This window comes from Chryseobacterium sp. c4a, assembly GCF_009900745.1.
Lineage (GTDB): Bacteria > Bacteroidota > Bacteroidia > Flavobacteriales > Weeksellaceae > Chryseobacterium.
This window is the reverse complement of the sequence record NZ_WXVU01000005.1, coordinates 65,993-78,388: the sequence shown is the minus strand read 5'-3', so window position 1 is coordinate 78,388 and position 12,396 is coordinate 65,993. Positions and strand designations below refer to the sequence as shown.

Genomic DNA, 12,396 nt, shown 5'->3' with positions numbered 1-12,396 from the left:
TATTAATTTTGATAAATGAACATTATAAAAATACTGAAAAAAACCATCATAGACAGTCAAATTTATGTCTCCTTAATGGGAACTCTTTTTGCAGTATTTTTCATGAAAGAGCAAAACACATTCCGTTTCCCTACTGTTCTGCTTATTTTTATTACATATTTCAGTGGCTATCTTTATACAAAATATCAGTATACCAAACATTTTTTTAAAATCCTGGTTTTAAATGCTGCTGCAGGAATTGCTTGTGCCTTCCTAATTATTCATAATCACAACGAAATAAGACTTCTGAAGTGGTTTATTATTGTGGTGCTGGGACTGTTGTATAATAGCTTTTTTTTGGATGTTTATATCCGAAAAATTCCCTTATTAAAAGTATTTTATGTAGGATTGGTATGGGCACTCGTTAATTGTTGGCTTACCCTTCCGGAATTCAGCATCCCTATTTTCCTGATCAGTTTCTTTTATATTACGGCTTTGGTTCTTCCGTTTGACATCCGGGACATGAATAGTGATACCGTAAAGACCTTTCCTATGATGATTGGGGTTCAGAATACAAAATATATTGCCTATGCTCTAGTTTTCATCAGCAGCCTAATTGGTATTTTTTATCTGAAACCTCTGTATGCTGCTGCATTTTTTCTATCTTGTATCATCACCTATATTTTGATTTATTTCTCTGAAAACAAAAGAGATGACTCCTATTTTTCATTCGGAGTGGAAACTTGTTCAGCACTTCCTTTTTTATTTTTACTAATAATGGAGTATTTTTGACGAATGATTATCAAGAAGCTTTCCCTATATAATTTCAAAAACCATTCTGAGAAAAAATTTGAATTTTCCCCGCAGATCAACTGTTTTGTGGGCAATAATGGTGCAGGCAAGACCAATATTCTGGATGCACTGCATTATTTATCAGTAGGTAAAAGCTTTTTGGGGAATACAGATCTGAACAATATCAAAACGGAAGAAGACTTCTTCACGATTGATGCGGAGATTCAGAATGAAGACGGTGAAGATAATATCAGAATCACCCAGCCTAAAGAAGCTAAAAAGGTGATTAAAAAGAATGATAAAAGCTACGACAGACTCGCCGATCATATTGGATATCTTCCTAGTGTGATGATCTCCCCATACGATTCAAACCTTATTTCCGATTCCGGGGAAAGCAGAAGAAAGTTTCTGGATGCGATGATTTCCCAAACAGATTCTGAGTATCTTTTTGATCTGATCCAATATCAAAAAACCGTTCAGCAGAGAAATGCTTTGCTGAAGTATTTTGCTAAAAACAGAACCTGGGATAAGGATTCGCTGGAAATTTATGATGACCCGATTACCCGATTCGGAACCAAGATTTTCAATAAAAGAAAGGTATTTGTAGAGCAATTAAATCCTATTGTTCAAAATTTTTACCAGATTATTTCAGGTGGAAAGGAAACCGTTTCTGTCATCTATGAATCTCACCTGTTAGAAAATACTTTTGAAGAGCTTTTAAAGGAAAGTATTGAAAAAGACCGTATGCTCACCTACACTTCAAAAGGAATTCATAAAGATGATCTTCTTTTTGAAATGGATCATGTTTTAATCAAAAAAATAGGTTCTCAAGGGCAACAAAAGTCTTTCCTAATCTCTTTGAAGCTTGCCCAAATGAGTTTAGTAAAGGAACTGACCAAAAAGACTCCTATTCTTTTGTTGGATGATATTTTTGATAAGCTTGACGATACAAGAGTTTCACAATTGATTGAATTGGTTAACCGTGAAAGTTTCGGGCAGATTTTTATTACTGATACTCACAGAGAACGTACAGAAAGTGTGGTAAAGAAAATCAATGAAGAAAGTGTCATTTTTGATATTTAGCGGGTTTCGAGATGCGTGTTATGGGTTTCGAAATACGAATTATAGTGTGTAAAAATACTTTTAGATTATTAAATTTAAATTATGTAAAGAGGGATGATAAATCCATAAATAACTTGTAAGTAATTATTTTTCAACACTTACATTTCATAAATACACAAATGATATGAGTTATAGAAATTTAGATATTTACAAAATAGCTTTTGAGCTGTTTTTAAAAACACATAAAGCATCCTTTCTTCTTCCCAAATACGAATTATTTAAACTAGGAAGTCAATTGAGAAGATCATCTGACTCTATCATTACTAATATTGTTGAGGGATATGGCAGGTCAATTTATAAAAATGATTACATTCGCTTTCTCGTATACTGCCACGCCAGTAATGACGAAACAATTAATCATCTCGAAAAGCTCATCATCCTATATCCGGATATTTCTAATGAATTTGAAACCTTAAGAAATGAATACAATATATTAGGTGGAAAAATCAATGTATATAAAAAATGGGTAAAAGAAAACTGGAATGAAAATAAACAATAGAATATTAAAACAATTTTTTAAAACTACTCTAAATTGTATATTCCACCCATAAACGCAAACCACGCATCTCGAACCACGCAACTCAGCTATGAAAAAGAAAAAACGTGAATACCAATCCTCTGAACTTGTAAAATCTTTTGCAAGAATCTATGGTTTTGAAGATAAACTTGTAGCTTTTGATATTAAGGATTTTCTTGAAGAGTATCTTGACCAGAGTCTTTTCAATGAAATCAGAAGTGTGAATATTGAAAAAAAATGTATCATTATTAAAATAGATTCTCCATTATTAAAGAATGATTTTAAAATGCGTAAAAGTTTTTATCTGAAGAAGTTTCAGGATAAATTTGGTGAAGATAAGTTTGATGATCTACAGATTCTTTAAAATAGAATATCATATTATTACAATTCAAGAAAAACTTAAATCTTTTCAGGAAACAATATATCTCTTTAATTTGAATTACTATTTTTTTATTAATTTGGATTAATAATTATTTCGATATGGTAAGATTTGATATTTTATGGAAAAACCATCCAGGAACCCTCAAACCATGCAATGTTATAGAATTCCCTAACCAATGTGCAATACGTATGAGTGAGGCTTTTAATAAATCAGGCGTGGACCTAACCTCTTTTTCTGGGGCAAAATGTTGGGAAAAACATGAAGATAAGTTTAGGCATATCTTGAGGGCCCAAGAATTAGCTAATTGGGTAGATAAACATCCTGAAATTTTTGGAAATACGTTGAAACTTCCGAGAAAGAAATATCCTACAATGAGTAGTAAAAGTTTCAAACATAAAGGATTAATTTTCATTAAGGATGGATGGGGAGCCACAGATCATATTGATTTATGGGATAAAAATTCTTTAAGAGCAGGTTCAGTTGATTACTTATCTTTGGGTATTGAAATTTGGTTTTGGCCATTAATTTAAATTCTTTTGGTATGAGAACAACAATTTACATTTTCATCATAACCTTCTGTTTACAAGCCTGCAAAGACAACAAAACATCTTCAAAAGTATCTGATAAAACAGTAACCACTGATACTGCGAGAATTAATGGAGTCTTACTTGAATTAACAGATCACAACGGAATTGGTAAGCTAAAAATTACTCCTGACACATACAAACTTTCAGGAAATATAAAAATTAAATCCCCCTGCTATTTTTTAAGACACAATGGGAAGGTAGTTTCGTATGCTTATCCTCAATTCAATACTCAAAATACATTAATAATATTAGGAAATACTAAAAAAGACAGTTTAAATAAAATTTCCGGGACTGAAATTCAAGGTATCCTATTTAAAAATAACAGTATAAAAATTGCAGGAACTTTAAAAAATTATAGTCCAATTTATATAGAAACCGGAGTTGATGAAAAAGATTATTGGGGATTTGCTTCCGGAACTTATAAAAAATAGAAGCTGAATATATTCCAAAATTTTGATACCTTTAATATAATAATCACATTCTCCTGTTCACCAAACCCCTTCCCAATGATCGAAGCCCTTCATCTTAATATTTCCCGTCATATTTCAAGTTCTCAAACGGATATTACGGAGTTCTGTCATTTATTTACTTCAAAAACCATCAAAAAGAAGGAATTTTTACTACGGGAAGGTGAAGTATGCAGGTTTGAAGCCTTCGTTACCAAAGGGCTTTTCAAAGTCTATCATATTGATGCCAAAGGAACAGAACAGATTCTCTATTTCGGAATGGAAGACTGGTGGCTTACTGATATTGACAGTTTTGCCAGCCAAAGCCCATCACAGCTTTTTATCGAAGCTATTGAGGATAGCGAGGTACTTCTAATTTCAAAAAAGGATAAAGATTTTGCTTATGAAAACTTCCCTTTTGTAGAAAAGCTCTTCCGAATCATGACCCAAAAGACCCACAGTGCCTTGCAGCGCAGAATGATTGATAATCTCAGCAAAACTGCTGACCAGCGTTATCTGGATTTCATTGAAAAATATCCATCTCTTAACCAAAGACTTACCAATTTACAGGTAGCTGCCTATCTTGGAATCAGTCATGAATTTTTAAGTAAAATCAGAAGAAAAACGACCAAAGGGAAATAATATCTCTTCTATTTTGCATGTTTTTCAAAGACAACTAAATATTAATAACCTCTTTCTCCAGGTTTTAATCTATTCCCCTACTTCAAACTCAAATCCTTCTATTTTCATTTATTGAACTTGTTCAATACTTAGACCGATAAGTATTGAGAACTTTGTCCTATCAATCAGAAGGATATTTATTGAACTTGTTCAATGTTTAGCAAAATCAATGGCCATAATTTTGTATCCATAAAATGAACGAAAAAATGAAATCATTATTAAAAACAACAGTATTAACATTCATAACATTATTTAATATGTCACAAGCACAAAATTTCAAAAAATTAGAAGCAGGAAAATTTACATTAGATGTTTACAACGCTTCAGAAAACAGTTTCGGGGTAGCTTCAGTTATTGTTTCCGGACAAACCGATGCCGTTTTGGTAGATGCACAGTTTACTTTAGCAGATGCAGAAACTGTAGCACAGAAAATTAAAGATTCCGGGAAAAACTTAAAAGCGATCTATGTTTCTCACAATGACCCTGATTTTTATTTCGGGTTGGAAGTTTTCAAAAAACATTTTCCGGGAGTAACTGCTTATGCAACGCCAAAAGTGGTAGAAGCAATCGCAAAAACAGCACAGAAGAAACTTGATGTTTGGGGCGGTCAGTTAGGATCAGCAGTAACCAGCAATGTTGTACTACCACAGGTATTAAAAGGAAGCAGCCTTGAATTGGAAGGTGAAAAACTTGAAGTGATAGGTTTAGAGGACTTCCCTGCAAGAACATTTGTCTATATTCCTTCAGCAAAAGCTGTGGTAGGTGGGATCAACGTATTCGGAAATACCTTCAACCTTTGGATGGCTGATGCACAAACCGCAGAATCCCGTGCTCAGTGGATTAAAGTATTGGATAAAATGGAATCATTACATCCTTCCATCGTTATTCCTGCTCACGGAAAATCAACTGATGCTTCAGATTTAACCTCTGTGAAACACACTAAAGAATATATTCAGTTTTATGAAGAAGCTTTGAAAACCAATACAACTTCTGAAGCTTTGGTAAAAGCCATTAAAGCTAAATATCCTAATCTGACTTTTGAAACAGCTCTTCAGCTTGGTGCGAAGGTGAATACCGGGGAAATGAAGTGGTAATCTGAACCCTATGAAATCAATCTTTTACAGTCTGATGGCCCTACTTCTGCTATCAGGCTGTTCAATAAAAAACAACACAGCAATGAACAATTTAGAAATTGTAAAAAGTACATACGAAGGAAAAACATCTGAAGAAAACGGAAAAGCATTGGCTAGTCACGTTGCAGAGGATGTTCAATGGACAGAAGCCAAAGGTTTTCCTTATGCAGGAACCTATGTTGGTTTAGAAGAAATTACCAAAAACGTTTTCAGTCGTTTGGGAAGCGAATGGATTGATTATAAGTTCACTCCTGAAAATTATGTTGCCGAGGGTGATAAAGTGGTTGCTTTTGGAACATATACAGGAACCTATAAAGTAACTATGAAGCCATTTTCTGCCCGCGTTGCGCATATCTGGCACCTGAAAGATGGTAAAATTGTAAAGTTTGAACAATTCGTAGACAGCAAAACGGTAACGGATGCAATGAAATAAGGTACTTCCAATCTTAATATTATGTGTTTTGAACTTACTAACCCCTTTTCTTGTGCATTATTGAGTTCAAAACACATTAAAAAACAAAAAATGAAAATTATATATATCATGGATCCCTTATGCGGATGGTGCTATGGGAATTCCGACAATATGTTAAAACTATACGACCAATACAAAAACGATTTGGATTTTGAAATTCTTTCCGGCGGAATGTGGACTGGCTCCAATGTTAGAAAACAATCACCTCAGATGGTTAATTTCTTTCTTAAACATGATGAAGCTGTAGCAGAGCGCACAGGAATAACATTTGGTGAAAGGTATTTTGAATTGTTGAAACATGAAATTGTATTGGATAGTGAAGTCCCATCCAGAGCAATGGTTTCAGTGAAAACAATTGCTCCTGAAAAGGCTGTTCCTTTCATGATTGCCATTCAGAAAGCAAGATATTATTGGGGAAAAGATCTCAATCTGGACGCTACCTACCTTGAGATTTGCAAAAACTTGGGTATTGATCCAGAACAATTTTTAGCAGCTTTCCACTCTGAAGAAATGAAACAGGTTACTTTACAAAATTTTAATAAAGCAACACAATATGCCCAGTCTTTTCCAACGATGCTGGTTGAAAAAGATGGAAAATATGTCATTATTGAGCAAGGTTATGCTTCTTTTACTGAATTGGAAAAACGTATTGAACTCCTAAAAAATTAGAATTGGTAGCCCCAGGTTATCTATCAGGAGATTGTCTTAATGCTTTTCCTTAAAGCCCAATGTAAAGTTTTTGGCAGCAAAAGTAATGTCTCTGATAATAAGTTCGATGACAGCTTAAAGAAATTCAAGAATCGGCAGATAACATCAGATATTGCCGTCTATGGTTCTATGGCTTTAGAGAGTGTGCAAGCTGGACTACCAATATAAAGCTTTGCCCGGAATTTGAGCCAGATGAATGTATTGATAAACCATAGTTATAGCCGTAAAAAATAATTGTTTAAACAGAATTATCATTCTGAAAAGAAAAAGAGTATCATCTCACGATGGTACTCTTTGTATTTATATCCCTTAAAATCTGGTTAATGTTCTTCCGATTTATTAGAAATCGTACTGCTCATCAGGTCATCTGCTTTTTTATCCAATCCTGAACTTAGTGGCAGGAAGAATTTTAACGGATGTTTGATAAAATACCTGAAAATTTCTTTATAGATTTCGCTTACCTGTCCAAAGTTCATCTTTCTTGACCTGAAAGCCAAAAACATAGATAAACTGAAACTCACCAGGAAGTTAAAGAATCCTATTAGAAATACTGTAAAAAAGGATATCCAGAATGTATAAGAATCTACAGAGAAATCTTTTCCGTAAAGTCCTAAAGCAAAGTTTCCGGCAGCAAAAGTAATGTGTCTGATATCAAGATCCAGCCCAAAAAACATCCCTACGGGTGCCGTAGCTCCAAGGAACACCCCGAACCAGAAATTGGACACGATTCCCGGCCAGTTCTTAGCATAATATTTTGACAATCCTTTTGCAAACTTCTTACCAAAAAAGCTTCTGATAGAAAGGTTTTTAGCAATCCTCTCCGGGATCTGATAGAATACGGAATTGTTCCCGATATTTCCTGAAATAATTCCTGAAATGAAAAGGTAGAACCCTGCAATACTTGCATGAAGAATCGCTTTGGATTTAAAAGGATCAAGATCTTTTAATAATTTATCAGACCTTTCAACAGCGAGGTTTTGCGAGAAGAACACATCTAATCCATAAATAATGGCCAGTGCTATCGGAAATGCCAGTAAAACGTTCCCTACAAAGGCAATAAACTGGCTTCGGAAAAGCTTCGATACAAGGTGGGCAAATTCAGTATTATTTCTTTGGCTGTTTCCTTCCTCAGATAATACTTTGGTCATGGTAGCCGCAGTCATTGCCGGCTGTTTTGTTGCCAGTGTAAAACCCATCAGATAGATCATGACAAATCCCATTGCATAGTTCATTGAATACAAAAAGGCATGTGAGAAATCACTTCCCGGAATATATCCGTAGAGCATTTTCAGAACGCAGAGCGCTCCTACAATGATTCCCCCACCACTCGCTTTGTAGAACATGGTCATATATTCTTTCCTAGTAGAAGTAATATAGTGAGTTCCCGTTTCAGCAGTGTGGTTGGTGATAAGGTGTGAGATCAATCTCGTACTGTCGTTGATGAGATCAGCAATATTATTTTTATGGGATTTATAATTTAATATATTAAAGACCAACTGTTTTGACTTTATCAAAACATCACCCTCGTTATCAATAATCAACAACTGTACGATTTCATAAATTCGGTCGGTCTGCTGGCGAATTTTCAACAACGATTGGTTAATCTTCCCTGAAATCCCATATTTGGCAGAATTTTTAAAGGCTATATTAACAAATTCCAAACATTGTTCAGAATAAATCTTAATCTGTTTATATCGGCTATCTTTAGAATGAAGCTGTAATCCGGGATCTTTAACAAGGTCATCTGCCAATGCCTCCAATTCGTTCTGCAAGGCAAGAAACGGATTGGAAAGATTTCTGTATTGAGGAGCCATCCTTACCACTTCTACTTCCATTGCCATTCCCGTCACCCTCCAAGAAAGGATGTTCATTGAGAAGATCAGTTCCTTTTTTACATTAGGTTTAATGATAAAATCTGAAGCACCAATAAGGGTTAAAAATTCATCAATCTCATTTTCCGGAAGGTTGTGAAGGTATTTCAGATCCTTTTTAGGTCTAAGACTGACATTATCAATCATGTACCACACCGTTTTTTCATTCTCTACAGGTGGTAAAACCTTATTCAGGATTCTTTTTTTAAGTTCCGGGAAGAAGGCATTTTCAGAAAGAATATTGGCTTCTGTCAGAGAGAGGTTGAATGGTCTTCCTTTAAAAATATTATGAATATAATACTTGAAGTTTTCCGCAAAATTGGGATTACTTCTAAGAAAATTGAGCACATCAGTAAAGTCAGCCCTTTTCACACTCTCTAAAAGCTCTGCGAAAGGCTCCAAAGAAAGGGTTTCGTTCTTAAAAGAAAAGTATTTTTTAAGAACTGACTCAAAATTTGTGCTGGAATTAAAGAATTTCATTAGTACAAAGATACTATTTCAAACTCACATTCCTCATCTGTCTCATGATCCAATTGTGTTTCTTTCTTAAATAAGGGGATGGATTCTTTGGATCATATTTCTTTGGATTCGGCAGTACAGCAGCAATCCAGGCTGCATCTGAAGCACTTAGATCCTTGGATGACTTTCCGAAATAATATTGTGCTGCTGCCTCTACTCCAAATACACCCTGCCCCATTTCAATGGAATTCAGGTATCTTTCAAGGATAATATCTTTACTCCATACTTTCTCAATAATAAAAGTATAAATGGCTTCCAGTCCTTTTCTTACCCAGCTTCTGCCTTGCCAAAGAAAAACATTCTTTGCGGTCTGCTGGGAAATGGTACTTCCCCCTCTTATTTTTTTCCCTTGTTCATTGTGCTTCATCGCCTTTTCGATAGCTGTATAATCGAAGCCGTTATGATCGAAAAATTTCTGATCTTCAGAAGCGATCACTGCCTTTTTCACATTACTTCCCATTTCATCATAGGAAATATAGTCTCTGTGTAATTTTCCATACTCAAAAAGACCTCCTATCTGAGTAAGAGTAATGGGTGGATTAAAAAATCTGCCCCAAATGATGAAAACTACGTTCAATACAAGAACGATGAAAATAAATTGTTTAATTCTTTTCCACATAACTTTATAAAAAGGAAAGGCAAAAATAAGCAAATACTCCGATTTACTGCAATTCTTTCATATAAGTAAACTGATAATCCGGTAAAAGTTCAGGATGAAAGATTTTAATATAGTCTTTAAGGATCAAATCTGCTCTTACCACCCCACTTTCAAAGAAGTCATTGGCTTTTTGTCTCTCTTTTCCGGCCATTGTATACAGCTTTCCTTTATTGAATACATCCAGTTTTCCGTAGAAAGGATTCATTCCCAACATTTCCTTTTTTGAAGTGTGGTTTCCTGCATTTACCCAATACTGAACTCCGCTTGCCTTGGCATATACTTCTTCGAAGCTCATCGTTAATGCTTTTTCATCCTTATTATCTTTCATGATATAATTTGCGTTGGCATCAGCAATATAGTGAGCTACAGAAGTATTTCCTCCAGGAAGATACCAAACATCACCATACATTTCATTAGCCAGTACAAGAGGTTTTTCTTTTGCTGTTAAGGCCAGTTTCTTCAGATCATTATAGTTTTTCTCTACTTCCTGATATTTGGCTTCAGCTTCTTTTTCTTTTCCGAAAAATTCTCCGAAAAGCTTTACATAAGCTGTTTTCTGTAATGGCTGCTGCTCCATATATTCATCCAGAAATATCACCTGAATACCATTGTTCTTCAATAACTGATAAGCATTGTCAAAACTGGCAATATAATTGGTGAAAATGGCATCCGGTTTCATGGAAATAATTTTCTCTACATCATACTTCTGATCACTTCCTACATTCTGAATTTTTCCTTCTTTAATCAGATTCTGGATTTTTTCTGAATAAATATACTCGGGACTTGACACTCCAATGATTAAATTTTCAGCTCCAAGCTCTGAAATATACCCAGCCATACTTGCATTAAGCAGGATGATTTTCTTGAAAGGAGTCTGATTTTGCTTGAAATTGTAGGTGAAATTTCCCGATTTCAGCTCTAAACTTCCATCTTGTTCCTTGTATTGGGTGCGATTTGAGATATTTGTCCAATCTGAGGACGAAATTTTTGTTTCTCTTTTACAGGCAATTAGCGAAAATACCGTAAATAAAAGTAAAATTTTCTTTTTCATGTTTCAAAGAACGGAAAAAAGTGGTATATTTGCAACCGTTAAACAATAACAAACAAACGGGCTCGTGGCGCAACTGAATAGCGCATCTGATTACGGCTCAGAAGGTTACAGGTTTGAATCCTGTCGAGCTCACACAATAAAAAATCGTTACTTTTTAAGTAGCGATTTTTTTATTATTAAGCATGATAGGATTAATTCCTGCTACACTATATGGTTCTGTAAATTTTTTCGGATCAGGCGCAAAAGTTGGGACTAGTACAAAATCTATACTTTTTATTAAACCAACAGGTCTTTTTTTAATCGCAAAGAAAGATGATTCAAATGTTTTATTTTAGGAAGCTAAGAATAGAAAATTATTTTTTGTTGGCTTCCGCGTATTCTTCATCTGAGACAGCTTCCAGCCATGTATTTTGATTGGTTTGCGGATTACCATTTGTTGCTAAATGTGAAAACCAGCTTTCGGAAGTTGCACCATGCCAATGCTCAACATTCGGAGCAATTTCTACAATATCACCAGATTTTAAACGACGAGCAGATTTTCCTCTTTCCTGATATAAGCCTTCACCACCAACAACAATCAAAAGTTGTCCTCCCGTATGACTGTGCCAATTATTACGACAACCTGGTTCAAATGTAACGTTGGAAATGGGAACATTTAAATCTTTATTGCTTGTAAGAGGTGCCAAATATGATTTACCAACAAAATATTGTGCAAAAGCAGTGTTTTCTTCACCTGTTGGAAAATCACTTATTGTAGGAATATTTGTATTCATTTTGTTAGATTTTATTTTGTTTGAATTTACTTTATTTTGTGCGATTACAGTTGCACTGAACACTAAAAGAATGATGATTAAATATTTTATCATTCAATTGTTTTTATGATTTTTGCAGGAATCCCTCCCACCACAACATTATCCGGAACATCTTTGGAAACCAAGGCTCCAGCTGCAACCACAGCATTTTCGCCAATCGTCACTCCAGGAAGAATGGTTGCACCGGCTCCAATCCACGCATTTTTTTTAATATGAATAGATTTTCCTATCAATCCTTTCCTGTGCTGAGGTTTTAAAGGGTGATTTTCAGTTATCAGACTAACTTTCGGGCCGATTAAAACGTCGTCTTCAATCGTAATTCCGCCCAAAGTCAGAAAAGTACAATCAAAATTGATGAATACATTCTTTCCAATAGTAAGATTCTTCCCGTAGTTGATATAAAGCGGTGTAAATACCGCTACATTCTCCAATTTCTCACCAACAATCTCACTTAATATTTTTAAAATCTCATTCGGTTCTGTGGAAGTATTTAATAGAATCAACTGTTTCTTAACTTCATAAGAAGCTTGCAGCAATTTATGAATTTCAGGATCATCAGGCATTATTGTTTCACCATTCCGAAGTCTGGTGAAAATATCTTTGTTAAAGCTCATTTTTAAATATTTAGAAAATAAAAACGCTAAATCCGCCATCTTAAAAAGCAGA

Annotated in this window: 15 protein-coding genes and 1 tRNA gene; 11 read left to right on the top strand and 5 right to left on the bottom strand. The window is 34.6% G+C overall.

Going from position 1 to position 12,396, the window contains the following annotated elements; genetic code table 11:
* The first annotated feature begins 15 nt into the window (after positions 1-15).
* The 10 genes from GTR01_RS09115 to GTR01_RS09070 all read left to right on the top strand — a co-directional run bounded on the left by GTR01_RS09115 (position 16) and on the right by GTR01_RS09070 (position 6,780).
* Positions 16-771, top strand: coding sequence for a hypothetical protein (locus GTR01_RS09115; protein WP_160137535.1), 756 nt, complete (start codon positions 16-18; stop codon positions 769-771).
* 3 nt (positions 772-774) lie between these two features.
* Positions 775-1,854, top strand: a complete 1,080-nt coding sequence (gene recF / locus GTR01_RS09110; protein ID WP_160137534.1) for a DNA replication/repair protein RecF — start codon at positions 775-777, stop codon at positions 1,852-1,854.
* A gap of 163 nt (positions 1,855-2,017) precedes the next feature.
* On the top strand, positions 2,018-2,392 hold the full coding sequence (locus GTR01_RS09105) for a four helix bundle protein (protein ID WP_160137533.1): 375 nt from the start codon (positions 2,018-2,020) through the stop codon (positions 2,390-2,392).
* Positions 2,393-2,480: 88 nt separating this feature from the next.
* Complete coding sequence (locus GTR01_RS09100; protein ID WP_160137532.1) at positions 2,481-2,774, top strand: hypothetical protein; 294 nt, start codon at positions 2,481-2,483, stop codon at positions 2,772-2,774.
* Positions 2,775-2,890: 116 nt separating this feature from the next.
* Complete coding sequence (locus tag GTR01_RS09095) at positions 2,891-3,322, top strand: type VI secretion system amidase effector protein Tae4 (RefSeq protein ID WP_160137531.1); 432 nt, start codon at positions 2,891-2,893, stop codon at positions 3,320-3,322.
* Positions 3,323-3,333: 11 nt separating this feature from the next.
* Positions 3,334-3,810 (top strand): hypothetical protein, encoded by a 477-nt coding sequence (locus GTR01_RS09090; protein ID WP_160137530.1) that lies wholly within the window; start codon positions 3,334-3,336, stop codon positions 3,808-3,810.
* 75 nt (positions 3,811-3,885) lie between these two features.
* Complete coding sequence (locus GTR01_RS09085) at positions 3,886-4,467, top strand: Crp/Fnr family transcriptional regulator (RefSeq protein ID WP_160137529.1); 582 nt, start codon at positions 3,886-3,888, stop codon at positions 4,465-4,467.
* Positions 4,468-4,712: 245 nt separating this feature from the next.
* Positions 4,713-5,600, top strand: coding sequence for an MBL fold metallo-hydrolase (locus tag GTR01_RS09080; protein WP_160137528.1), 888 nt, complete (start codon positions 4,713-4,715; stop codon positions 5,598-5,600).
* A gap of 82 nt (positions 5,601-5,682) precedes the next feature.
* Entirely contained in the window at positions 5,683-6,072 is a 390-nt protein-coding gene (locus GTR01_RS09075) for a nuclear transport factor 2 family protein (RefSeq protein ID WP_160137527.1), read from the top strand.
* A 90-nt stretch (positions 6,073-6,162) separates the two neighbouring features.
* On the top strand, positions 6,163-6,780 hold the full coding sequence (locus GTR01_RS09070; protein WP_228452196.1) for a DsbA family protein: 618 nt from the start codon (positions 6,163-6,165) through the stop codon (positions 6,778-6,780).
* Positions 6,781-7,139: 359 nt separating this feature from the next.
* On the opposite strand, the gene GTR01_RS09065 is transcribed toward GTR01_RS09070, so the two are convergent.
* Genes GTR01_RS09065 through GTR01_RS09055 form a run of 3 tightly spaced genes read right to left on the bottom strand, consistent with a single transcriptional unit; the run spans position 7,140 to position 10,918 of the window.
* A complete protein-coding gene (locus GTR01_RS09065; RefSeq protein ID WP_160137526.1) occupies positions 7,140-9,170 on the bottom strand; it encodes a recombinase in 2,031 nt (676 codons plus the stop codon).
* Positions 9,171-9,183: 13 nt separating this feature from the next.
* A complete protein-coding gene (gene mtgA / locus GTR01_RS09060) occupies positions 9,184-9,828 on the bottom strand; it encodes a monofunctional biosynthetic peptidoglycan transglycosylase (RefSeq protein ID WP_160137525.1) in 645 nt (214 codons plus the stop codon).
* Between the two features lie 43 nt (positions 9,829-9,871).
* Positions 9,872-10,918: an ABC transporter substrate-binding protein gene (locus tag GTR01_RS09055; protein ID WP_185155110.1), complete on the bottom strand. Its 1,047-nt coding sequence runs from the start codon at positions 10,916-10,918 to the stop codon at positions 9,872-9,874.
* Positions 10,919-10,976: 58 nt separating this feature from the next.
* Here GTR01_RS09055 and GTR01_RS09050 point away from each other — a divergent pair.
* A tRNA-Arg gene (locus GTR01_RS09050) sits at positions 10,977-11,050 on the top strand.
* 221 nt (positions 11,051-11,271) lie between these two features.
* On the opposite strand, the gene GTR01_RS09045 is transcribed toward GTR01_RS09050, so the two are convergent.
* Both GTR01_RS09045 and GTR01_RS09040 read right to left on the bottom strand, forming a co-directional pair.
* Positions 11,272-11,784, bottom strand: coding sequence for a cupin domain-containing protein (locus tag GTR01_RS09045; RefSeq protein ID WP_160137524.1), 513 nt, complete (start codon positions 11,782-11,784; stop codon positions 11,272-11,274).
* On the bottom strand, positions 11,781-12,344 hold the full coding sequence (locus GTR01_RS09040; RefSeq protein WP_228452195.1) for a sugar O-acetyltransferase: 564 nt from the start codon (positions 12,342-12,344) through the stop codon (positions 11,781-11,783). Before GTR01_RS09040 ends, GTR01_RS09045 begins: the two co-directional genes overlap by 4 nt.
* Between the last annotated feature and the right edge of the window lie 52 nt (positions 12,345-12,396).